Below are 23,021 nucleotides of genomic sequence, written 5' to 3'. Positions count from 1 at the left end.
CTAACACTCTGCGGCAAAATTTTGTGACGGCAACCCTGCTGACCCAAGGTCCTGTCGAGTTGGCACATACAGGGAGACACCATGCACATTCAACATGTAGAGATCGGCAACTTTCGAAAGCTTCAAGCCGTACGGGTGGACTTCGCCGAGCAAACGACAGTTTTCGTGGGCGCGAACAACAGCGGAAAAACGTCGGCCATGGTTGCGCTTCGCCACTTCCTTGTTGACCGAACTGATTTTTCCATCAATGACTTCACCTTGTTCCATTGGGCCAAGCTTGATGCGATGGCCATCGCCTGGGAGATGTCCACTCCCGGAGAGGAAGAAGCAGAGTTCAATTGGGATGAAGTTCTGCCGCACCTCGATGTCTGGCTGAATGTTCCGACAGAGGATCTTCACTATGTTCAGAAGATTCTTCCCACCCTCGATTGGGCGGGGGCGCATATCGGCGTTCGACTGCGCTACGAACCCAAGGATGTCCAAGCCCTGAAGCAAGAGTACCTGGCGGTCAAGCTCTCCGCTGCTTCTGTCATGGGCACTGTGCCGGCATCGGCAGAGGGCACCACGGCAGCAGCGATCCCGCTCGTGGAAGGGTTCGCGCTGTGGCCGAAGTCGATGATGGACTTTCTGTCACTTCGGCTGCGTTCATCCTTTGAGGTTCGAGCCTATCTCCTTGACCCCGAAAAGCTCGTGACGCCAAAGAACGGTATTGCCACTCCTCAGGCCCTTCCGGTTGGCAGTGAGCCAATCGAAGGAGACCCGTTCAAGAAGATCATTCGCATTGATGAAATCAGCGCACAACGCGGATTTGGATTTGTTAAAGCTTCAAATCGAGGGGACGATTCACAGGAGGACGGGAACTCGCGGGGTGGCAAGAAGCTGTCCAGCCAGCTTCGCAACTACTACACCCAACATCTTGACCCCTTCGATCAGCCCGAGCCAAAAGATCTGGAGGCTTTGCAGGCACTCCATAGCGCTCAGGCCGCATTTGGCGAACGTTTGGCAACCTGCTTTTCAACGGCTTTGAAAGAACTTGAGGACATCGGCTATCCCGGCGTCACCGACCCGAAACTTACGATCACCACAAGCATCAAGCCCATCGACGGTTTGAACCATGCATCGGCGGTTCAATATGAAGTCCCCACGCACCTCAAGGAGGGAGAAGGTTTTGCGCACCGCCTCCCTGAAGACTCAAACGGCCTTGGGTATCAAAATCTGGTCTCAATTGTCTTTGCGCTGATGAGCTTCCGCGACAAGTGGATGAAGGTTGGCAAGGCTTCCAAGTCAACCGACCCCGAAGAAGCCCTTCGTCCACCGCTTCATCTTGTCCTGATTGAAGAGCCGGAGGCGCATCTGCATGCACAAGTCCAACAAGTCTTCATCAAGCAAGCCTATGACGTTTTGCGCAAGCACGACAAACTCAAGGATGCGAAGGACCTCCGCACACAGCTTGTCATCAGTACACACTCAAGCCATCTCGCACACGAAGCCGACTTCGCTTCCCTGCGGTACTTCCGTCGCCTTCCTGTCAAGGCGGTGGGCGGCTCCGTGCCGGTGTCATGTGTTGTCAACCTATCCGAGACCTTCGGAAGCGGGGAAGAGACAGGCCGCTTCGTCAAGCGATACCTGAAGGCGACGCACTGTGATCTGTTCTTTGCTGATGGCGCTGTGCTGGTCGAAGGGCCTGCCGAGCGCATTCTTGTCCCCCACTTCGTTCGCAAGCGTGACCAGTACGAGTATCTGCGTCGCTGCTACATCACCTGGCTTGAGATCGGCGGAAGTCATGCGCACAGGCTGAAGTCCTTGCTTGAGCATCTTGGGTTGAACACGTTGATCATCACAGACCTTGACGCGAAGGATGCTGCTGGAGTGTCGGTTCCCCCGGTGCGTGACTCAAACCTCAAGGCCCGCAATGAGACGCTCAAGACCTGGGTTCCTGCGGTCGAGGATCTGGACACGCTGCTCGACAAGAAACCCGAAGAGATCGTCCTTAACGATCCAAGCGGCTACGGCATTCGCGTCGCCTACCAGCAGCCTATCTCAGCCAAGTTCAAATCCAAGGAACACAAAGAGGCGCTTGCCAATACGTTTGAAGACGCCTTGGTCTATGAAAACCTCGACTTGTTCCAGAAGATGGAGGGGACGGGCCTGATGGGAAGGATTCGTAAAAGTCTTGATGCAGCGACTGATCTCGGCGATCTCGCTCCCCGAATGCTTACTGACTTGGCGAAAGGCGGCAAGGCTGAATTCACCATGGATCTTCTCGACAGCGACGAGATCGACACGATGAAAGTACCGGCCTACATTGACAGCGGATTGCTTTGGCTCGCTGCACAGCTTAAGCGCAAAGAAGATGGCATCTCAGGCAAGGCCCTTGAACCGGCGGAAGTTTTGGAAAGCGCCGCCGAGACTACGAAGGCCGCCGCATGAGTCGCCAGACAGCCGTTGCGAGCACGGATATCGCTGATGCTCATGTTGATGAAGAGATCGCGGCTTGCTTGAATCTGGATACCCCGAAGAGCTTCTTCCTTTTTGCTGGTGCTGGTTCTGGAAAGACGCGCTCCCTTGTGACTGCGCTACAGCATGTGCAGACGACTCTGAGCGAGCGTCTCCGGGTCAAAGGACAGCGCGTGGGGGTCATCACTTTCACGAATGCAGCCAGTGACGAAATCAAGAGGCGGCTGCTGTTTGATCCGCTGATCGACGTTCGCACAATTCATAGCTTTGCCTGGTCTTTGATCGAAGGCCTCAACCACGATATCCGTGAATGGCTGCGCGTTGACCTGGCAGAAGACATCGCGAAGCTGAACGTGGATGAGACCAAGGGTCGAAAGGGCACGAAGGCATCGACGGATCGCCTCAGAAAAATTGAGTCCAAAACGAAGCGCCTCCAGAACCTGCCAAACGTCAAGTCATTCACGTACAGCCCGACCGGGGACAATCGCGGGCGCGATGCTTTGAATCATTCTGAAGTCTTGCAACTGACGGCGCATTTCCTCCACACCAAGCCTGCTATGCAAAGCATCCTCACGGGCCGCTACCCCATCCTGCTCATCGACGAGAGTCAGGACACCAACAAGCATCTGATCGATGCGTTGTTTGCGGTTCAAGCCAAGCTCAAAGGGAAGTTCATTCTTGGCCTTCTCGGAGACATGATGCAGCGCATCTATAACGACGGGAAAGAAGGGCTGGGGCAGGGACTTCCCCCGGATTGGGCGACCCCCGGAAAGCAGCTCAATTACCGTTGCCCCAAACGGGTCATTGCCCTGATCAACAAGGTCCGTAGCTCAACAGACCAGCAACACCAGCAGCCCATCGCCGCCGCAGTTGATGGCGTCGTTCGTCTCTTCATCCTGCCAAGTGACCTCGCAAACAAGCCCGCCGCCGAACAGAAAATCGCAGCCTATATGTCGAGGACGACGGGCGATGAAAAGTGGAATGAACCCAAGACGATCAAGACCCTGACACTTGAGCATCGGATGGCAGCATCACGCTTGGGCTTCCTTGATGCTTTCTCTCCGCTCTATGACGTGGAGGGTTGGCGTACCAGCTTCCTCGACGGGACGCTGCCTGCATCGCGGTTCTTCTCTGACCAAGTGCTTTCGCTCGTGAATGCCAAGCAGAACAATGATCGGTTTGCTGTTGCGCGTATCGCTAAAGCCTACTCCCCGCGCCTCACGCAAGAGGTCTTGCGCGCGGCCAAAGACACCCAGGAACATCTGAAGCAGGTGAATGCTTCAATTGACGTGTTGATGGGGCTTTGGAAAGACGGGGCCAATCCGACCTTGCTTCAGGTTCTGCGCTGCGTCGCAAAACACAATCTCCTCGAAATTCCTGAATCCCTTCAAGCCAGCGCGTCAGAGGAAAGTGCTGAAGCCGTAGCTTCCGATGAGGATGAGCGCGAGGACCGGCAGACCGAACGGGCGCTTGCCATTCAGTCCTTTCTGAATGCGCCGTTCTCTCAGATCGGTCCAATGATGGAGTACCTCTCGGGGGACGCGCATTTCGACACGCATCAAGGCGTGAAAGGGCTTGAGTTTGATCGTGTCATGGTCATCATGGATGACGCAGAGGCAAGAGGTTTTTTATTCAAGTACGAAGACCTGTTCGGGGGCAAAGCAGCGGGTGAGAAAACCGTTGAAAGCACCAAGCGGCTGTTTTATGTGACGGCGAGCCGTGCAAAGGAAAGCCTCGCACTCGTTGCATATTCTTCGGCCCCAGACCGAGTCCAAAGCTTCGTGCTTCAGGAAGAATGGTTCAACGCCGATGAGGTCGTTGGCGGAGTTCCCGACTGACAGATAGTTTGTTTTGAACGCGATCGCTACCTGGCTTGGCGCGGAAGCGAGGGCAGAAACTGGCCTATGACATCCGACGCCACCGCACTGCCCGGCAAGGTCGAGAAACCTCTCTCAAGGCCTAGCGTCCATCACAGATGTCGACTTCGATCGGCAGGGTTGGCCGGGCAACTGTTCAATTACCAATAGTCGAGCGGAGCCTTGACCAGACGTTTAAGGAAGGCCTGTCGATGACTGCTCATGGCCGGTACCGGGTCTTGCTTGGCGAGACCGTAAGCTGACCTTCGGTGGAAAGATTCGACCGGTCATGGTCGGCTAACGGCAGATCTGCTGGGGAGCCGGTCCCGGCCAAGAGCGGTCTGTGGCGACAAATGAAAGCGGACGCTCAATGTTTGACGTGATAGGTGGACGGGGCCGAAAGCGAAGGGAATCGCAAGCGCAACTTGCGGAATTCCAACTTACTAGGTTTTCGGTCCTTCAACGGTGTCCATTCAACCCTGGGGTGGGATGCGTCTGGCCTGGCTCAGTGCCCTATACCAAGACAACCGGCTTCTTGATTGCGCTGCTGTCGGGTGCGATGGTAGGGTTGACGTCTTCCAGGCGTAACCAGTCGCATGGCCTGAAGCCTAGGCTCAATTGCAGGTGGTTTGCAACGCAGCCCTGCCTTCGTCGGCGCAGCATTCGCGCAGCAAGAAGGCGCTAAGGCGGCGGACTTCAGGGAAACGGGCCATCGAATAGACTTCGCGCGCTCGGCGCTCCTGCTGCAGCAGGCCGGCATCGACCAGCGCCGAAACGTGATGCTTCAGCGTCGAACCCGGCATCTGGGTGGCTTCTTGAAGCTCGGTGACATTGAGACCACGTGCACCCGACCGAAGCAACGATCGGAAGATGGCAAGCCTCGGCATGCTACCGAGGGCTGCCAGCATCAACGCCGCATCTTCGTCGACCAGCGTCGGTTCAGGTACTGCAGCATTCATCTCAGTTGCACTCCGACACTAGATTGCTGGTGGCGTCATTTCCCCGCATTGAATCCCCACGACATCATCGCCCGGGCTATCGCAGCACGCGTCGACGCCAGCCAGCTCGGCTGCGTCGCGCAGTAGGTCCAGCTGAACTCGGCGGGTGCTTCGACATCCAAGTTTTGTAATTGCACCTGTTCGCCGCGCCACAGGCGCAGCGAATCGCCCACCCGTAACGTCCTTCCGCAAGCCGAGAGAGATCCAGCGCCGACACCCACCACGCCGCAAAGATCCGGCTGCAGCGAAACCGAAGATCCCGGGGCAACGCGCCAGCAACCGACGCATTTCTTGATGTAGTCATCCATCATCCATTCCTCCTTGAACAGTAGGACCAAAACGCACTTGTGGCCGAGGCGGAATCCTTGAACCGCCGAACGGAGTGATCCCCAGGCGGTAAATTTGCAGCGCCGAACATTTCAAAACTATATCTCTAGTGTTGTGGTTGTCAAGCGCTGATTGGCATCCGCTATCCACGCGCCCACGGAGTCACACGAGGTTGCGGGATGGGATAGAGCGATGGCTTGGTGCGGTTTGACGAGGTTATCGGCTCTTCTGGGCTGTGGGCAAGCCGGATTGAGCCCCGATGACAGCTTTCGGGAATGGTGTCCACTGGCGGCAAAGGGCCCTGAGCCGACTATGGACACCATTCCCAAAAAGCGGTCATTGATTCGTACCCCAATTGCTTGCAGCCCAAAGCGTGACTGTAAAGAGCCCTGCCGCTGCAAGTTAGCAAGCTATAGTCTGGCCAAATAAAACTTGCGGGGTTTGCCGGAATTTTTATACCTGTTTTTTTGAACAGTTCAGCGCTTGCACACCCAGGCTGCAAGCCGCTTACAGGAGAAATCAGTGCCCAGAATATCCCGCAAGGTTCAGTTTATCCCGCAGGTTTTGCGGTCTAAATTACGTTAGGCCGCACTCAACAAGCATTCGGTCCTCGAAGCAATGAACTCCAATCAATTCGTATCCGCGCTCGTCGAGCACGTTCACGCAGCCGCTATCGAAGACACCGTAAGCCAGCTCGAGAGGCCTTCAGGAAGGAAGCCCCCACGGAAGCTCGTGCATGCGGCAACCTGGTATGCCGGCCTCAGTGCCCCAGACAAGGAGAACCTGAAGTCGGTCATCGAACTCTCGGTTCACGGAGCGTTGTTCGGGTTGCTCTGCACACTCGATGGAGTGCGAACCATCCAAGAGAACCCAGAACATCAGTTTCAGCTGCTCTCTGTCGAACATGGCGTCAGCACGCAACTGAACGCTCTGGATAGCGAGCTTCTGCATGACACCTATCAGGGCCTGGTCTACTCACGTGTGTTCGAGTAGCGAATCAATGGTGTCGCAACGCGTACCGTGCGGAGTGCGGCCTAACCCCTCGCTCAAGCGGAGCGCCAACGTCAGGCCACCAGGCCCGGTCTGGCGGTACGCGGTACATTTTCGCCAGCCCGGGCCTGGCGTCCTGCCGCTGGCGCCCGCTTAGCTCGAACGTTAGACCGCGTATGGCCTTTCCAACTACTGAGAGATTCATAGAGGAAGCTGAAGCGAAGTTGGGAGTTTCGCTCCCAATTTGGCTCCGAGCACGCCTCCTCACTGAGAACGGCGGAACCATCGAAGCTGCTGATGACTACTGGGGGCTGTTCTCGGTCTTCGACACGACCGACCGGAAACACATCGCCAGATCGTCCACCAACATTCCGGGTGAGACTGAGAGCGCTAGGGACTGGCCTGGCTTCCCGCCCTCTGCAGTTGCTATAGCCGCCGACGGCTCTGGTGACTTACTTGTCCTTCTTCCAACCACCGACAATCCAGCGGTCCTCGGGCCAACGGTCTATCTTTGGCAGCATGAGGCAGGTGAACTACCGGTCCCAGTAGAGGTTTCATATGCATAGGGTGCGGTCTAACAGTTCGTATATGGACTCCCCCACAAGGGCAAGAAACTGATTGATGTTTTGGCTGTTGGGGAATCGCCTGCAGTCGTATATCCGGCATCTGAGGTGGACTCTGTTGTGGTCCGTGCCAGCATGGAATCTGCGGGACCGGCGCGCCAATCGTTGCAAACGGCAGGCAAGCTGCCGGAAGAGTTATCGGCGTCAGACGGTCTGGGGTGTACCCGGTTGGCCATGTGGGTCAATCAATCTCGTCGCAAGCGGCGTGGGTGAAACGTAAACGGGTTTTTGGGTGACTGCTTTGGGCTGTTGGTGAACTGGTCAGAGCGGCATCACAAAGCTCTCTAGGTTGATCTTTCTGCTGAGCCGCTCGGACTCACCAAACGCTGTCTTGTCCCTGAGCGTGGCGTAGCAGATCCGAGCGAGCTTGTTGGCCAGTGCACAGGCCGCCTTGTTGTGGTTTGAGCGGTTTTGCACCTCCAATGCCCAGCGGCGCACGCCGCATACCTCGCGCCCGGCGCTATCAGCCACCTTGGCTGCACGTAACACGCTCCTGGCACCGTGCGTGAGCAGCATGCGCAAATAGCGGTCCCCGCGTTTGGAGATCGAGCCCAGGAAACGCGAGTTGCCCGAGGAGTGTTCGCGTGGCGTGAGCCCAAACCAGCTGGCAAAGTGGCGTGCATCTTTGAAATGCGTCACATCGCCCGAGGTGGCCGCCACCAGGGCGGTGGCCGTGAGCAAACCAATGCCAGGAATGGACAGCAGCGTGGTGCACGCCGGGCTCAAGCGGGCCAGGGCCGCAAGCTCACGCTCGAGTTGGGCAATGCGCGCCTCCAGCAAACGCACCTCTTGGACCAGCAAGCGGGCCGTGCCTCGGATCAATTCAGGCACGCCAGAGCCGGGATCGGCCAACACCCGGCTGATTGCCTCCAGCCCAGTGCGCGCGCCCACGGGAATCGCTATGCCGAACTCGCGTAGGAGGCCGCGCAGCGCATTGATGCGTGATGTGCGCGTACCCATCCAGAGCGAGCGCACGCGGTGCAGACCTTGCAAGGCTTGTTGCTCAACGGACTTCACACGCACAGGGCGCATGTCAGACGCGCGGGCAGCTTCGAGCAAAGCGGCGGCGTCGGTGGCATCGGTCTTGTTGCGCCGCACGTAGGCGCGCACGTACTGGGCAGGCAGCAAGCGGACCTCGATGCCAAGGCCATTGAGCCAGCGTGCCCAGTGGTGGGCTGAGCCGCAGGCCTCCATGACAACCAGCGAGACAGAACGGTTGGCAAACCAGCGCTCGAACTGGGTGCGTGTGAGACGCTGGGTTTCAACGATGTGCCAACGCTCATCGGCCACGGCGATTTGGAAAACGGATTTGGCCAGATCCACGGCCACGGTAGTAGCATTCATGTCGGACTCCTTTCGTTTGGACGAAGACCTGATCCCCACGCCAATGAAGACCAGTGCGCAACTCTCGCGCAAACAAACGGGGGAGTCCATCCCATCATTCAAGCCGATGCCGCTTCGCGGCACGGCTTAACTCAGGTGTTAGACCGCACGGGCCACATCCTCGTAGGACCACCATAGTTTGATGAGGTCAGCGTGTGCATAAGAAATGAAAACAGAGATCAGTAAGACAAGGACCGCGCGGCTCCTCGCGTCCTTCATTCGATATGCGGACGAGAAAGGCTCCATCGACAAGCTACGCGACGAGTTCTTCGAAGAAATTAGCGCGTTGTACTCGAACGGAAATGTCCTTAGCCAACATCTCTACGAGCTTAGCGAGGCAGGCATCGTCTACTATGAAGAGATTGGCGAGGACGGCTTCGCACCAATCATCATGGTCGGCTGCACGAAGCAGACCGCAGGTCATCTTGCCGGCCTTCTCAAAGAGATTGAAGACGATCTGGAAAGTCTGAGGCGCCGCATCAACGAGATACTGACCTTCGACCCCGATCGCCTAAAGTCAGAAATCCACGGCGCAGGAGAGAAGCTCGGTGCTGCTCGAAAGTCTGCGGAGGAGAACGAGCTTCTGAGACCTCTTCTTCGACAAATTGGTGAAATAGAGAAATACCTTAACGGCGTTTCCGCAGTGGCTGATAAATACGAGGATGTGTACAAGAACATCATCCGGCCTGTCCAGCTTGAAGGGAGGTCAGGTGTAGAGGCCACCGTTCGCTGGGCCGTCATCAGTATCGTTGCATCGACAGCAATCTCAGTCGTCTTGGGAAACTGGAAAGAAATTGTCCAGCTCTTTAAGTGAAAGAAACCGTGGAGGTGCGGGTGGTGCGGTCTAACAGGTCGTTCGACGCGGACGCCCGGCGGCGGTCCTTCGCTTCGCTCCGGTCCTTTCCGCCGGTCGCCGGTCAACTCCGACGTTGGGCGTCATTGGCGCACTCTCTATAGCAACGTCATCCAGATGAACGACACACAGCAAAACGCATCGGCAGCAATAGCGGTAGGCGAACTCTTCGCACGACAGTACGTCGAGCGAGGCGCACCACTACAAGACAATCCATTCTTCCGCCGCAGGCTAGACGCGTTCCTGCAATCCAATCATTACAAGGATTACGCTAATCTCGCGGCCTATCTTCGTCAGGAGTCGGGCCTCGTAGTCGAAACTTTCTATTCAGACGCGTACAAGAGCGTTTACTACAAGTTCACTGACTTCTTCTCAAGTACCAAGATCGAGCTTGTTCTGAGCGCGGTGACCCTGATTTGGCGCTTCCTTCGGAAGTATTCGCAGGTGAGCACCACTCGCAACTCGGCTAGTCCATTCGCCTACACGTATCCAAGTGCCGATGCTTGGCACGCGTTTGTTGCTCGCGCGATGCGCGAGGAAAACATGGCCTATACGCTCGATGAAAAATGCGGGGTTCACTTCTTTGTTGATGAAGAGTTCGAGAGAAATAGGGTGACGGCGCTATCGTGCCTAACCTCTGCCCGATACGGCGCAGTCCGAGTAGCGTTCGAGCAAGCCCACAGCTACCTTGATGCGCAGCCAGCCGATACCAAAGCATCGGTGCGCGCCGCGTTTGAGGCTCTCGAAATTCTTGGCCGTCTCATGGACACACAAAGCAAGAACCTCAATAAATGGATGGTCGAGAATAAGCTCAAGCCAATGGCCGTGGCTAAAGCGCAAGACGCAACAGAGACTGTAGTCGTCGAAAAGCTTTTTGATGGTTTAGCTCTTGCCGTTGATGGCTTACACAATTACCGCCATGGTCAAGGAAGTCAGCAACCAATTGCACCGTCACTCTCCGTGGCCGTCTATGTCCTTTCCTCCGTTGCTGCCGCATTACGCTGGCTCGTAGCAATTGACCAACAACCATGACGCCCAACCCGGCGGTCGACCCCGTTCGCTTCGCTCTCTGGACGCTGCGCGATGAGGCCGCGCAGCGCCGGTCACCTTGAACGTTGAGAGTTCGCTTTCGCCAGCGGCGACCGACTGCTCCTGGCCGCTAGCGGTCTCTGGCTGAGGTTACCTGCTGCGGGTGCTCATGGTGCCGGACTGACCGGTCACCATCGCCGGAATGCGCAACCGGGGCGATTCAGACATGGTTTATGCGTGTCCATGTCAATGCCCCTCATGAGGCTAAATAAATGCCTCACCAGAGGCCTCGCTTATTCACATCAGCAAAGATGGCGGACAGGGCCTGCAGCTTTTGTGCCTCCGTCAAAAGGTCGGTCGCAGCAAGCACCGGCGACATCGGAAACCCGGCAACTTCATGGGTTCGCCTGAGCACCTGCTCCACCAAACTGGTTCGCGGAACAAACACGTAGCGAACTTCGCAATCCAGTCCATCGGCCAGGCGCGCAAGTGTGTTCAACGTAATGTTCCCACTCGCCTCGGCCTGCTCCAGCTTCCGCGCCCCCTGGGCTGTCACGCCCAAACGCGCTCCCAGCGCTTGGGAGCTCATACCCAGCGCTAGTCGTACCGTCTTCGTCCAGCCGCACCTAGGTGTAGCAGTGGGCTGCAGCTTCGCGAAATCGCAAAACTGGCGGTCGAGTTCAGCCAAGCGGGAGAGATCCAGGCGGTTTTTCAAGGGGCAAATGACCAAGACAACAGGATGGTTGCCTCTCTGACGGTATCGAGGCAACCGGATTGTTTCCATTCAGAGGCGTGCGCATCCGAAGCACGGAAATGGCATTCCCACTCCGTTATCTTCGTGCGTGACGGCCTTACACGGGACCAACTGGTCTCATATTAACTTGAATGATGAACGATGCTACGTTTGGAAAAAGCGACTCTCGGAAAATTTGGACCACAGGACATGATGGGCCTGATCTCGTCACAGGGCTGGGAGGCCATCTTGCCCGACGCACTCCAGGACAACCACCTGTTGCTCATGTCAGACCAAATCAGAGACCTTCTTTCCGGCGCTGGCTGGAAAGGTGGTGGCCACGAACCTGCGAGCGCCGCACTGCCGCTGACTTTATTGCTGCTTACCAAAGCCGGTGCCAACCCATCGGGCGATGGCTTTGAAGTCGGTCTGGAAACTCTGCAGGAGGCACTTTGTTTGCTCAACACCGCCGTTGACCGCGAGATCGTCAACCGCATGCTGCAGCGCCAAGATCCAACTCCAATTGGCACAGGTCTGATACAGGGACTTCAAATGCTGGTTCAGCATGCCAAAGAGGAAGCAGAATCAGCATGCCACGCCTAATCGGCAACGAGGCCTTTGAAGTCAGTTTTGAGTGTCTTGAGCAGCTCACTTATCGAGGCCGCATCCAACTCCGGGCAATAGGCTACCGCAACCAGTGTCAAAGGATGGATCTGCATCTGCTCAGCCAAGACCTCTATGGTGCGGACGCTGGGAATCTGGTGACCCTGCTCGATGCGGCTGATGTGGCGGCGGCTTGTGGCCAGCAGCATGTCTTCCTGCACCAAGCCGCGTGCCGCGCGCAGCTGGCGCAGCGCTCGACCAAAGTCGGCTTGGGGTGGAACTCGCTTTCGGGAAGACATCTCCCCGATTTCCGCCCAGCGAGACCAAAAAGACCACGACCAACTAGTCTCATTGATATTCAATCCTCAACAGAAATTCAGTGGCTGTTGAAAAGCAGGATTTGAATCATCGACATGCCCGTACTGTTTCTGGATTTTGATGGGGTCTTGCACCCAGAGCATTGCCATGAATCGAAGCACTTCTGCCGACTGCCCGTTCTGGAGGATTCGTTGAGGCAGGTGCCCGGAACCAAAATAGTGATCACGAGCACATGGCGGCTGGAACAGAGTTTGGCGGACTTGCGGCAAAGGTTCTCCCCGGACATCGCTAACATGATCCAAGGTGTCACTCCTAGGTACAGCGAACTGCAGAACGTTCCGAACACGTTGGTCAGCTATCAGCGGGAGGCAGAGTGCCATGCTTGGCTTTGGTCCAACAACTTGCCCCATTGCAATTGGCTTGCAGTCGATGACCGATCTTGGCTCTACAAGCCGTTTTGCAGGTCGTTGTTGTTGGTCGATGGTCGTGATGGGCTCACAGAGGCCACAGCATGTCTGCTGGTAACGCGTCTTCTCAGCCTTTTGTGAAAGAAAAGCGAGGAGAGTTGGTAACACATCCTCAGACAAGAAGTGGGAGCAACGAAACAGCCCCGACTGGATTTCGGACATGGGCTCAACTGACAATAGCCTGAGGTCTACCACAGGCTCCTAACCGGCTTTTTGAACCGAAAGGGAGTTCAACCCAAAAACTGTTAGGGCACCCTCTAGTACGTAAATTCAATCACTTACGCCCTACTAACTGTAAGAGTCATTCAGAAACAACGACGGCTGCGCCATTGCCCGATCGAACGAGGCCAAGGAACTGGGTGTGCGGATGGGCCATCCCTGGCATGAGATCCGGCACTTGGAGAAGGAGGCCGGTCTTGTGGCCCTCTCGGCCAACTTTGCGCTGTATGGCGATATGTCTGACCGCATGGCCAGCCTGGTGGCTGCGCTGGGGCACCGCCATGAGGTGTATTCGATTGACGAGAGCTTTGTGGACCTCAGCGGAATCCGGGGTGACATGACGGAACGAGCCCATGCCATCCGTGCGCGGGTGCTGCAGTGGGTAGGTATTCCCTGCGGCGTCGGTATCGCCCATACCAAGACCCTCGCCAAGCTGGCGAACCATGTGGCCAAGACGGCTGAACGCAAACCTGGCTCCTACCCTGCAAAACTGGCCCAGGTGTGCAACCTCGCGCAATTGCCCCGTAAAGATCTGGATGCGGTGCTGGATTCGACCGATGTGGGAGAAGTCTGGGGCGTCGGGCGCAAGATCGCGGCCCAACTGAAGGACGCGGGCACCGAGACCGTCCTGGACCTGGCACGCCTTGATCCGGCCATGGTGCGCAGGCGCTGGTCGGTGGTGCTGGAGCGCACGGTGCGAGAGTTGCAAGGCATGCCCTGTATCGGATTGGAGGAACAGCCGCCACCCAAGAAGGAAATCGCCTGCACCCGGTCGTTTGGGCAACCCATCAGAGACCTCCAGGCGTTGGAACAGGCCGTCAGCACGTTTGCCAGCATGGCAGCACAGAAGCTGCGCAGGCAGGCCAGCCACACGGCCCATGTGCTGGTGTTCATTCACACCAGCCCCTATCGCAAAGGGCCGCAGTACGCCCGGTCCATCACCGTACCGCTGCTGCGGGCCACCAGCGATACGGTGCCCGTAGTCAATGCCGCATTGGCTGGGCTTCGCCGCATTTACCGATCGGGCTACGCTTTCATCAAGGCAGGAGTCATGCTGCTGGATTTGCACAGCGCAAAGCTGCGGCAGGGGGAGCTCGACTTGGAACCGCTGGAAGCGCAAGACTGCGCACGTGAACGGCTGATGGGGGTGCTCGATGAGCTCAATCAGCGCTATGGGCGAGGGACGGTGAAGCTGGCCAGCGCGGGAGTGGAGGCGACGGGAGAGCGTGCAAGCTGGGCTATGCGGCAGGAGCGCAGGTCACCAGCCTACACGACTCGTTGGGACGACATGCTGGAGGTAGGGGATGTGAATGTCACTTCGCCCCCGATGCCGTCTACTGCTGAACAGGGCAGACAATGATGGTGATTGCGTGAGGGCGGAGCTTCGGGTGTTAGAGGCGCTTTCGCAGCGATTGCGGTCGCTCGTCCAGCCACCATGGAAGTCCGCTGACGAACTCTCATCGGACGTTCGGAGCGGTGGGCCATTTTTTTGGATGGAGATGGAGAACACCAATACGTTGGCTCCTGACACGTGTTGCGCCTTGAAGCCAGTTCAAGCAGGTTCGCGAGCTTCGCAGTCAACTCGGAAAGACGTTAAGTGCCTCTCAGCATGCAGCTCGCAAAGCATGATCGAATCGGCATAGCCTTGTCTGCCTGAGCGAGTGCCGCTCTCGATCTTGATGCCCGGTTGATCTTTGCGAATGAGCTTGACCTTCTCATCGTGGAAAGGTTCATAGTCAAACAGTGAATCAACCAAAGGAGGCTCACATGGTCCATTTCAATGTTCCTGATATGACATGCGGCGGTTGCGCTCAGCGCATTGGTCGAGCAATCGCTCAGGCTCAAATGCCAGCGGGCGTCGAAGTAGAAATCGATGTGGCCGCGCGGCAGGTCCGCGTTCATGGGCAAGCCGAAGACGGCACTGTGGAGCTTGTCCGCTCTGCACTTGAGCGTGCCGGATACAAAGCAGACGCCGTGGTGGGGACTTCATCGAGCCGAACAACCGGTGGCTGCTGTGCGTCTCGGTCCACAGCCTCTGTTGACGTGAATCAAGGCGCTGCGAACCGTACGTCGTCATGCTGCAGTTGAACCAACAAGGAGACCATCATGCGTCTGAATATCGTCGCTGGGCTGTTGACAACCCTTTTCGTGGCGGGCTGTGCCATCGCGCAATCTCCAAAACCTGCGGACGAACACGCAGGTCACCACCCCGGTGATGCACAGAGCGGTGGCATTGCCACCCAGTCTCTCCCGGCAGCCACTGCCGCGCCAACACCGGACGCCTTTGATCGCCAGATGAAGGCGATGCAGGAAATGCACAAAAAAATGCAGGTGGCCAAGACTCCCGCCGAACGATCCGCGCTGATGGATGAGCACATGAAGCTCATGCAATCCGGCATGGCCATGATGGGCGCGGGTAGTTCTGGTGGCATGGGCATGGGGATGATGCAGCAAGGGGCACAGGCCAAACCTGCCGCACCTGCAGCCTCTGGAAACCCGGGCATGGGAGGCATGATGGGTATGCACGCTCAAATGGAGCGCCGCATGGCCATGATGGAACAGATGATGCAAATGATGGTGGATCGCCAGGCGGCCATGCCATCCAAATAGCCCCCCGCGAGCGTCCTGAGGGGCGCTCGCCGCAAAATCTCATTGAGATTCTTTTGTAGATTGCCTTCCTGAATCAACCAGCGCAAGGCGCGTTGTCCCTGAGCCCGTTACTGCCGCCCCCCAAGCACGACGCATCTCACGAATGGGCATGTGTTCGGTTCTTTTGCATCCATGGTTGATCGATAGCTCAACTGGATGCCATTGACATCTGCGACGGTGCTCTTTTCGGGTTTTCAGCGACAGCGACAGGGGGTACCGCTGACCGGGTGGCGCCGCTTTGAGCTACACCCAGGCCATGGAGACCAGTTCGATTGAGGCTGCATTGCTTGGCGTCCCCACGCAGCCTCTCGATTTGCAAACTCGATGCCCCAAGGGGCCCCCAAAGCCAGCCTCACGAAGCCTCAGCGTCCCGCAGATCGCGTTTTCTCGGCTTTCTCATCAGCACATAGGCTGCAGGAATCACGAACAAGGACAGCAGCGGCGCGGTCACCATTCCGCCCAGCATGGGGGCCGCGATGCGGCTCATGACCTCCGAGCCCGTCCCACTGCTCCACACGATGGGCACCAGGCCCGCCAGAATGACTGCCACGGTCATGGCCTTGGGTCGCACGCGCAGCACGGCACCTTCCCGAATCGCGTCCAGCAGCTCTTCCAGTGTGGGCTGCCTGCCGTCTGGACATCTCTCTGCGAGTGCCTGCTTGAGGTAGATGAGCATGACCACCCCGAACTCAGCCGCGACCCCCGCCAGGGCGATGAAGCCCACACCGGTGGCGATCGAAAGGTTGTAGTTCATGAGGTACAGGAACCAGATGCCCCCAGTGAGCGCAAATGGCAGCGTTGCCATGATCAGTCCCGCCTCGCCCATGCGCGAGAAGGTCAAGTACAACAGCACGAAGATGATCAGCAAGGTGGCAGGCACCACTACTTTCAGGCGGGCATTAGCCCGCTCCAGGTACTCGAACTGGCCTGAGTACGTGATGCTGACCCCGGGCTCCAGCTTGATCTGTCGGCTCACGGCATCGCGCAGCTCATTGGCCACGGAAGCCAGATCGCGCCCCCGCACATCGACATATACCCAGCCCGATGGGCGGGCATTCTCGCTTTTGAGCATGGGTGGCCCATCGGTGATGGCGATGCTGGCCACCGTACCCAGCGTGATCTGCTGCCCCATGGGGGTGGAGATGGGCAATTGGGCCAAGCGTTCGGGCGAGTCTCTCCACTCACGCGGATAGCGCAGGTTGATCGGGAAGCGGGCCAAGCCCTCGACCGTTTCCGAGATGTTTTCACCGCCAATGGCCCCGGAGACCACGGCCTGGATATCGGACACATTCAGCCCGTAGCGCCCCGCGGCCGTGCGATCGATGCGGACATCGACGTAGCGGCCCCCTGTCAGGCGCTCGGCCAGTGACGAGGCCACTCCCGGAATGCCTTTGGCGACCTGCTCGACCTGTGCCGCGATCCCATCGATCACCTGCAGGTCGTTGCCCGTCACCTTGACACCGATGGGGCTCTTGATGCCGGTTGCCAGCATGTCGATTCGGTTGCGAATGGGTGGAATCCAGATGTTGGACAGGCCGGGGATCTTGACGGCCTTGTCCAACTCTTCGATCAGGCCCTCGGGCGTCATTCCTGGACGCCATTGGTCTCTGGGCTTGAGCTTCACCGTAGTCTCGAACATTTCCAGCGGCGCCGGATCGGTGGCGGTCTCTGCTCGGCCCGCCTTGCCGAAAACGCGTTCGACCTCGGGCACCGTCTTGATCATCCGGTTGCTCAGTTGCAGCAGTTCGGTGGCGCGCTGCGCCGACAGGCCCGGCAGGGCTGACGGCATGTACAGCAGATCGCCTTCATCGATCCTGGGCAGGAACTCGCCCCCCAAACGCGACAATGGCCAGATCGTGGTCGTCAGCGCCAGCACGGCGATGACCAGGGTGGATTTGGGACGGTGCAGAACCCATTCCAGACAGGGCCGGTACGCCGCAATCAGCACCCGCGTGATGGGGTTCTTCTGCTCATCCGGGATACGACCCCGGATCCAGTAGCCCATGAGGACCGGGATCAGCGTGACGGAGAGACCCGCTGCCGCGGCCATCGCGTAGGTCTTGGTGAACGCAAGTGGCCCGAACAACCGGCCCTCCTGAGCTTCCAGCGTAAAAACGGGCACAAAGGACAACGTGATGATGAGCAGCGAGAAGAAAAGCGCAGGCCCAACTTCCTCGGCAGCTTCGGTGATCACTTTCCAGCGCTCTTCACCGACCAACTGCTGGTCGGGATGCTTGTGCTGCCAGGACTCCAGCTTCTTGTGGGCGTTCTCGATCATCACCACCGCTGCATCCACCATGGCGCCCACAGCAATGGCAATGCCGCCCAGGGACATGATGTTGGCGTTGATGCCCTGGTAGCGCATCACCAGAAACGCAGCCATGATCCCCAGAGGCAGAGAAATGATGGCGACCAGCGCAGAACGCAGGTGCCAGAGGAACAAGACACAGACCACCGCCACCACAATGAACTCCTCTACGAGTTTGGTGGTGAGGTTCTGGATCGCCCGCTCGATGAGTGCGCTGCGGTCGTAGGTGGTGACGATCTCCACGCCCTGGGGCAGGCTGCTTTGCAGCTCGCTGAGTTTGGCCTTTACGGCCTGGATCGTTTCCTGGGCGTTCTTGCCAGATCGCAGCACGACCACGCCTCCAGCCACTTCCCCCTCGCCGTCGAGTTCAGCGATGCCGCGCCGCATTTCCGGCCCGATCTGGACGGTGGCGACATCCCCCAGGCGCACAGGCACCCCTGCGCGCGACACCAACGGGATGGCGCGGAAGTCGTCCAGCGTCTTGAGATAGCCGCTGGCGCGCACCATGTACTCGGCGCCGGACAGTTCCAGCACCGATCCACCCGTTTCCTGGTTGGCATTCATGATGGCCTCGCGCACCTGCCCCTGAGTGAGGCCTTGGGACGCAAGCTTGATGGGGTCGAGCACGACCTGGTACTGCTTGACCATGCCCCCGACCGATGCCACCTCGGCCACGTTGGGTAAGCTCTTGAGTTCGAACTTCAGGAACCAGTCCTGCAAGGCGCGAAGCTGGGCCAGGTCGTTTTTGCCGGTGCGATCTACCAGGGCGTACTGGAAGATCCAGCCCACCCCGGTGGCATCTGGGCCCAACGACGACTTGGCCGTAGCGGGTATCCGGGCCACTACGACGCGGGCATGAAAGGCCAGATCACTGTGGTCAAGAAGTAAGAAGCTATTTCTCTCATCCACTGAACAAGGATTTCATATGAAAAACGCACATACCTTTCTGCTCAGCATCGCGCTATCGTTGACCACTCTTTTGCCGATGTCCGCGATCGCGCAGGCCTCGGCCGAAGCCGGTAAACCCTCTGCCATGACGTCCGCCTCGATGACAGATGGAGAGGTGCGCAAGATCGACAAGGATGCGGGAAAAATCACCATCAAGCACGGTGACATCAAGCATTTGGAGATGCCGGGCATGACCATGGTTTTCACAGCCAAGGACAAGGCCTTGCTCGACAAGACACAAGTGGGCGACAAAATCCGCTTCATGGTTGTCAGCGAGGGCGGAAAGATGGTCGTTACCGCCATCGAACCTGCCAAGTAAGGAGGCTGGGGTAGAGAGCGCCCCCAGGGGGCGCCCCTCACCACACGTAGTCAAACCGGTAGGGAAAAATCGCTTCTAACTGCATCGACACTGCGATGGCGACTGTGTCGCCCGCGTTCCTGTTAGCGGTACTCCCCAAGTCAGGCTTTCCGTCAACTCTCAGGAGCAAGCGCTGGGCAAGGAGCGCAAAAAGTCATGATCCTCGATACGCGGCCGCCTAAGCATGGAGGCCAGCAGCAGCCGCTTCATGTGGAAGGCTCTTGGCTATCTAGGTCAGTGCGCGCCTCGATGCACATGTACGCCACGCATCCAAGTCATGAGATCCAAATGACTGGTTGTCGGCTTGTCGGCCACCCCAGAGTGAGCAGTGGATGCCTTGGCACCGCGACGCTTCGGTTTGACAAAGCTAGCACTGTGATTAGGGGCCGAGGGACTGTCTGCGGCGAGGTTTTCCAGAATGGCGCAATGGGCATGATCGTCCCCTGCGCACACAGAAACCAACTGCTCTAACGCCGATTTCATCTCGACAATTTCCCGTAGCTTTTCCTCCAGATCTGCCAGATGGCGCTCGGCAATAGCTTTTACCTGCCGACTGGTGCGGTGTGTGTCGCCCCATTGGCCGATCAGCTCTGCAATCTGGGGCATGGAGAAGCCGAGGCGGCGCGACTGCCGGATGAAGCGGAGTACTGAGACTTCACGCTCACCGTATTTTCGATATCCGGCCTCGCTGCGTTCAGCTTCCGGCAACAAACCTGTTTGCTCGTAGTGGCGGATCATCTTGGCCGATACGCCTGCCGCCTTGGCTGCATCGCCGATGTTCATGAGTGTGGTCATGGATGCTCCTGTGCAATGGAATAACACGGTAGCAAGGACTTTCGTCCTTACCATCGTGTCAATGTCAAGCGCTCTGAATATTACGTTCTGTAAAGCCTAGATCAGGCGGGCGGATATCCAGCTTCGGTCAGTACCTCGACCAGTGTCTTGCGATCTTCCGCACTTTGCACAGTGACCATACGTTTGGACATGTCCACCTGCACTTTGCATTCAGGGTCTGTCATCTGCAGCGTCTGGCTCACCATACCAGCGCAGTGTCCGCAGGTCATGTCGGGGAGTTGGAATTGATGCATTTTTCACCTCTTGGAAAAAGTTAAGAAAATCCTGCAAAACCTCCTGTCAAGTCAGATAGAAGCAGTTCAGTCATGGCATCCTCGCCAGCCATGAAGCAAAGCAGCCTTGACCTGAGCCTGAGCACCAAGAAGACCCGCAAGCAGGAGCTGCTGGCCCAGATGGATCGGGTGGTTCCCTGGGCTGCGTTGGTCGAACTCATTGCCCCGTACTACCCCGAAGGCAAGAACGGACGTCCACCCTTTGCATTGGAGGCCATGCTGCGCACCCATTGCATGCAGCAGTGGTTCACCTTGTCGGATCTGTCAATGGAAGAAGCCTTCTTTGACACCCCGATCTACCGGGAGTTTGCAGGCCTTGATGCCCATGGGCGAATGCCTGACGAGAGCACTATTTTGAGGTTCCGCCATCGACTGGAGAAACACAAGCTGGCCGAGCAGATTCTGGCCACGGTCAACGAACTGCTGGCAGCGCAGGGCTTGCTGCTCAAGGCGGGCACTGCGGTAGACGCCACGCTGATCGCAGCGCCCAGCTCTACCAAGAACAAGGACAGAAAGCGCGATCCAGAGATGCACTCCAGCCAAAAGGGCAACGAATGGCACTTTGGTATGAAGGCTCACATTGGCGTGGACGCAGACTCAGGATTGGTGCACACCGTCATTGGCACCTCGGGCAACGTGGCGGACGTAGTAGAGGGCAACAGCTTGCTGCACGGAGAGGAAAAAGACGGGTTTGGTGACGCGGGCTATCAAGGCGTGCACAAGCGCCCGGATGCCCGGGCTAGCGTGACGTGGCACATAGCGATGCGCCCGGGCAAGCGCAAAGAGCTGGATAAAGAGACCAACCCCGTAGACGCGCTCATAGACCAGATGGAGAAGATCAAGGCAAGTATCCGGGCCAAGGTGGAGCACCCCTTTCGGGTGATCAAGCGGCAGTTTGGATATGTGAAGGTGCGCTACCGGGGTTTGAAGAAGAACACGCTGCAGCTCAAGACGTTGTTTGCGCTGTCCAATCTGTGGATGGTGCGCCACCAATTGCTGGCGGTGCAGGGATGAGTGCGCCTGCAAACAGCAGGCAGCCGCAGCAGCGGCGCAAGCCGCCCGAAAGAAGGTCACAAAACATGGCCCAACCGCTGGCAAAACGGTATCCATGGCCTCATCTGAGAACATCGGCCTTGTAGCACTTACGAATCCGAGTTATTCAGGACATCCTTAAAGTTGCTAGGTATAAAAATGGTTCTTGTGCTCCGGCCAACATCAGATCTACCAAGAGGTGTGGGGTAAGCCTACTGGCGTTCGCGACGAGCATGTGGGAGATACTGGCGGACAATACGCCACGCAACTCGTGCCCACCCAATTACATGATCGCTAAGCCCCCAGAGTACATGGAGCCTAAAACTAAGCTCAAGGCGCTCCTCCATAGGATTCATACCCAGGTCGACACAACGTTCTCTGGACTGGGGGTCATTGTGTGGGATGGCGTGTCTTCGATACCAATCTTCCCTATGCGAAGTGAACAGCCAAGGTGAATCGCCCCGGTTTTGAACTGACCCCCAGAAGTTGGACAAACTTCAAGGGGTTACATGAAGAAGTACAAAACGGAGTTCAAGCTGGAAGTGGTCCAAAGCTTCTTGGCTGGCGAAGGCGGCGCGAAGCTCTTGGCTCGGCGGTGGTCGGTTCCCGAGGAGAAGGTTCGCACATGGGTGAGCCACTACCGCCTGCACGGCATCGACGGTCTACGCCCCAAGCGCAGCGCGTACAGTGCGCAGTTCAAGTTGCAGGTGCTGGCTCATCAAGATCGCGAGCAGCTTTCCAGTCGTCAGGTCGCGGCGCTCTGCTGAGCCTGAGCCGGAGAATCCGCTACAACTGATGAAGACGAGGACTTTCCGGACCGCCGTGCACATTGAATCATTGCAAAGAGGCGAGGGCCGTCGACCAACTCAATGTTCCGACCCTGTGCAAACTCCATCGCATCGGCTGTGAAGCGACCCGAGGTCACCACGAATCCACCGGTGGCGCCCTTGGCTGCCATGACACCGTAGAGTTCGCGGACGGTGGTCACCCCTACCTTGTAAGCCTTCCACTGTTTGCACTGCACGAAGAATTTCTCATTGCCTTTGGTGAGTACGAGGTCCACCCCACCATCTGGGCCGGCGCCCCCTAACTCGGCAACCTGGTAGCCCTGCTGTCGATAGGATTCCCCCACGAGGATTTCAAACTCTCTCCAGCTCATGCCATCAAGAGCGTCCGAGCTTTCAGCTTGCGAAAGACCGGCTATCAGTTCCCTGCGTTGTTTGCGTCGCCAGGCGGAGATCGCTGCAGCAATTAGGCACATCAGGGGAACGAGATACTGGCCGATCGTCGCCAGTCCATGGGTGATGGCCTTTTGCATCATGGCTCCCACCATCGCGCCACCCTGGCCTTGGATATCTGAGGGTTTGATAGGAGCGGCCAAGTTGCTGAGCACTGCGTAGCTCACCGCGGCGAGCACCAAGCAGACCCACCAAGGAAGCAGAGACATTAAGTCCAGGATGTCTTCCAAAGGACTGGTTTTCTTGCGTCTGGCCATCATCTCCTCCCTGTACGTTGGTGCTCTTTGAAAAAGGCATCTTTGTGCCTGGAAGCTCAGCGGTATCTTGGCGACAGCTAGCCTCGGGATGCGCTGTATCGAGTGACGGTGTGCGCGTCCATGAGTCGTCAGCAATCAGTGTTCAAGAGCTTCTTTGCCGCAGTGCAGTTCAACGCAATCTCAGAGGTCTTTCCTTCCTTCGCGTTGAAGATCGTGAAGACCATGTAGTTACTCGTGTCACACCGAGC

General features: G+C 57.6%; 21 protein-coding genes and 2 pseudogenes. 14 read left to right on the top strand and 9 right to left on the bottom strand.

What is annotated here, in order from left to right:
* Window positions 1-81 precede the first annotated feature (81 nt).
* Window positions 82-2,430, top strand: a complete 2,349-nt coding sequence (locus tag KI609_RS19475; RefSeq protein WP_226445191.1) for an AAA family ATPase — start codon at window positions 82-84, stop codon at window positions 2,428-2,430.
* A complete protein-coding gene (locus KI609_RS19470; RefSeq protein WP_226445190.1) occupies window positions 2,427-4,295 on the top strand; it encodes a UvrD-helicase domain-containing protein in 1,869 nt (622 codons plus the stop codon). The genes KI609_RS19475 and KI609_RS19470 overlap by 4 nt, the downstream gene beginning before the upstream one ends.
* A gap of 632 nt (window positions 4,296-4,927) precedes the next feature.
* Here KI609_RS19470 and KI609_RS19465 read toward each other — a convergent pair.
* Window positions 4,928-5,272 carry an ArsR/SmtB family transcription factor gene (locus KI609_RS19465; RefSeq protein WP_226445189.1) on the bottom strand — a complete coding sequence of 115 codons (345 nt, stop codon included), beginning with the start codon at window positions 5,270-5,272 and terminating at the stop codon, window positions 4,928-4,930.
* A gap of 35 nt (window positions 5,273-5,307) precedes the next feature.
* Window positions 5,308-5,619 carry a hypothetical protein gene (locus KI609_RS19460; RefSeq protein WP_226445188.1) on the bottom strand — a complete coding sequence of 104 codons (312 nt, stop codon included), beginning with the start codon at window positions 5,617-5,619 and terminating at the stop codon, window positions 5,308-5,310.
* A 637-nt stretch (window positions 5,620-6,256) separates the two neighbouring features.
* On the opposite strand from KI609_RS19460, the gene KI609_RS19455 reads away from it, so the two are divergent.
* Both KI609_RS19455 and KI609_RS19450 read left to right on the top strand, forming a co-directional pair.
* Window positions 6,257-6,631, top strand: a complete 375-nt coding sequence (locus tag KI609_RS19455; protein ID WP_226445187.1) for a hypothetical protein — start codon at window positions 6,257-6,259, stop codon at window positions 6,629-6,631.
* Window positions 6,632-6,804: 173 nt separating this feature from the next.
* Window positions 6,805-7,194: an SMI1/KNR4 family protein gene (locus KI609_RS19450; protein ID WP_226445186.1), complete on the top strand. Its 390-nt coding sequence runs from the start codon at window positions 6,805-6,807 to the stop codon at window positions 7,192-7,194.
* A gap of 318 nt (window positions 7,195-7,512) precedes the next feature.
* On the opposite strand, the gene KI609_RS19445 is transcribed toward KI609_RS19450, so the two are convergent.
* Complete coding sequence (locus KI609_RS19445) at window positions 7,513-8,595, bottom strand: IS110 family transposase (RefSeq protein WP_226445185.1); 1,083 nt, start codon at window positions 8,593-8,595, stop codon at window positions 7,513-7,515.
* Between the two features lie 205 nt (window positions 8,596-8,800).
* On the opposite strand from KI609_RS19445, the gene KI609_RS19440 reads away from it, so the two are divergent.
* On the top strand, window positions 8,801-9,448 hold the full coding sequence (locus KI609_RS19440) for a hypothetical protein (RefSeq protein WP_226445184.1): 648 nt from the start codon (window positions 8,801-8,803) through the stop codon (window positions 9,446-9,448).
* Between the two features lie 156 nt (window positions 9,449-9,604).
* Complete coding sequence (locus tag KI609_RS19435; RefSeq protein ID WP_226445183.1) at window positions 9,605-10,519, top strand: hypothetical protein; 915 nt, start codon at window positions 9,605-9,607, stop codon at window positions 10,517-10,519.
* Window positions 10,520-10,793: 274 nt separating this feature from the next.
* Here KI609_RS19435 and KI609_RS19430 read toward each other — a convergent pair whose 3' ends face one another.
* On the bottom strand, window positions 10,794-11,231 hold the full coding sequence (locus KI609_RS19430) for a helix-turn-helix domain-containing protein (protein WP_226445182.1): 438 nt from the start codon (window positions 11,229-11,231) through the stop codon (window positions 10,794-10,796).
* Window positions 11,232-11,459: 228 nt separating this feature from the next.
* On the opposite strand from KI609_RS19430, the gene KI609_RS19425 reads away from it, so the two are divergent.
* Window positions 11,460-11,852, top strand: coding sequence for a hypothetical protein (locus KI609_RS19425; RefSeq protein WP_226445181.1), 393 nt, complete (start codon window positions 11,460-11,462; stop codon window positions 11,850-11,852).
* Here KI609_RS19425 and KI609_RS19420 read toward each other — a convergent pair.
* Window positions 11,849-12,151 carry a helix-turn-helix domain-containing protein gene (locus KI609_RS19420; protein WP_226445180.1) on the bottom strand — a complete coding sequence of 101 codons (303 nt, stop codon included), beginning with the start codon at window positions 12,149-12,151 and terminating at the stop codon, window positions 11,849-11,851. The genes KI609_RS19425 and KI609_RS19420 overlap by 4 nt on opposite strands.
* A 114-nt stretch (window positions 12,152-12,265) precedes the next feature.
* Between KI609_RS19420 and KI609_RS19415 the strand changes: the two genes are divergently transcribed.
* The 4 genes from KI609_RS19415 (at window position 12,266) to KI609_RS19400 (ending at window position 15,466) form a co-directional block, all read left to right on the top strand.
* A complete protein-coding gene (locus tag KI609_RS19415; protein ID WP_226445179.1) occupies window positions 12,266-12,718 on the top strand; it encodes an HAD domain-containing protein in 453 nt (150 codons plus the stop codon).
* A 247-nt stretch (window positions 12,719-12,965) separates the two neighbouring features.
* On the top strand, window positions 12,966-14,216 hold the full coding sequence (locus KI609_RS19410; protein ID WP_226450541.1) for a Y-family DNA polymerase: 1,251 nt from the start codon (window positions 12,966-12,968) through the stop codon (window positions 14,214-14,216).
* Between the two features lie 407 nt (window positions 14,217-14,623).
* Entirely contained in the window at window positions 14,624-14,944 is a 321-nt protein-coding gene (locus KI609_RS19405) for a heavy-metal-associated domain-containing protein (RefSeq protein WP_226445178.1), read from the top strand.
* 18 nt (window positions 14,945-14,962) lie between these two features.
* The gene (locus tag KI609_RS19400; RefSeq protein ID WP_226445177.1) at window positions 14,963-15,466 is read left to right on the top strand and encodes a hypothetical protein; all 504 of its coding nucleotides are present in this window, start codon (window positions 14,963-14,965) and stop codon (window positions 15,464-15,466) included.
* A gap of 391 nt (window positions 15,467-15,857) precedes the next feature.
* On the opposite strand, the pseudogene KI609_RS19395 reads toward KI609_RS19400, so the two are convergent.
* Window positions 15,858-18,659, bottom strand: a pseudogene (locus KI609_RS19395) (efflux RND transporter permease subunit); the annotation flags it as partial.
* 79 nt (window positions 18,660-18,738) lie between these two features.
* On the opposite strand from KI609_RS19395, the gene KI609_RS19390 reads away from it, so the two are divergent.
* The gene (locus KI609_RS19390) at window positions 18,739-19,080 is read left to right on the top strand and encodes a copper-binding protein (RefSeq protein WP_226445176.1); all 342 of its coding nucleotides are present in this window, start codon (window positions 18,739-18,741) and stop codon (window positions 19,078-19,080) included.
* 273 nt (window positions 19,081-19,353) lie between these two features.
* Here KI609_RS19390 and cueR read toward each other — a convergent pair whose 3' ends face one another.
* Both cueR and KI609_RS19380 read right to left on the bottom strand, forming a co-directional pair.
* Window positions 19,354-19,914, bottom strand: coding sequence for a Cu(I)-responsive transcriptional regulator (cueR, locus tag KI609_RS19385; RefSeq protein WP_319003115.1), 561 nt, complete (start codon window positions 19,912-19,914; stop codon window positions 19,354-19,356).
* Between the two features lie 101 nt (window positions 19,915-20,015).
* Window positions 20,016-20,207 (bottom strand): heavy-metal-associated domain-containing protein, encoded by a 192-nt coding sequence (locus KI609_RS19380; RefSeq protein ID WP_226445175.1) that lies wholly within the window; start codon window positions 20,205-20,207, stop codon window positions 20,016-20,018.
* Between the two features lie 90 nt (window positions 20,208-20,297).
* On the opposite strand from KI609_RS19380, the gene KI609_RS19375 reads away from it, so the two are divergent.
* Both KI609_RS19375 and KI609_RS19370 read left to right on the top strand, forming a co-directional pair.
* Window positions 20,298-21,260 carry an IS5 family transposase gene (locus KI609_RS19375; protein WP_055395751.1) on the top strand — a complete coding sequence of 321 codons (963 nt, stop codon included), beginning with the start codon at window positions 20,298-20,300 and terminating at the stop codon, window positions 21,258-21,260.
* A 527-nt stretch (window positions 21,261-21,787) separates the two neighbouring features.
* Window positions 21,788-22,045, top strand: coding sequence for a helix-turn-helix domain-containing protein (locus tag KI609_RS19370; protein ID WP_226445174.1), 258 nt, complete (start codon window positions 21,788-21,790; stop codon window positions 22,043-22,045).
* 29 nt (window positions 22,046-22,074) lie between these two features.
* Here the strand turns inward: KI609_RS19370 and KI609_RS19365 are convergent.
* Window positions 22,075-22,773 (bottom strand): annotated as a pseudogene (locus KI609_RS19365) (restriction endonuclease); the annotation flags it as partial.
* Between the last annotated feature and the right edge of the window lie 248 nt (window positions 22,774-23,021).

The sequence above is a fragment of the Acidovorax radicis genome, from assembly GCF_020510705.1.
GTDB classification, from domain to species: domain Bacteria; phylum Pseudomonadota; class Gammaproteobacteria; order Burkholderiales; family Burkholderiaceae_C; genus Acidovorax; species Acidovorax radicis_A.
Note: the sequence above shows the minus strand (reverse complement) of the source record. Positions and strands in the feature narration are given on the sequence as shown.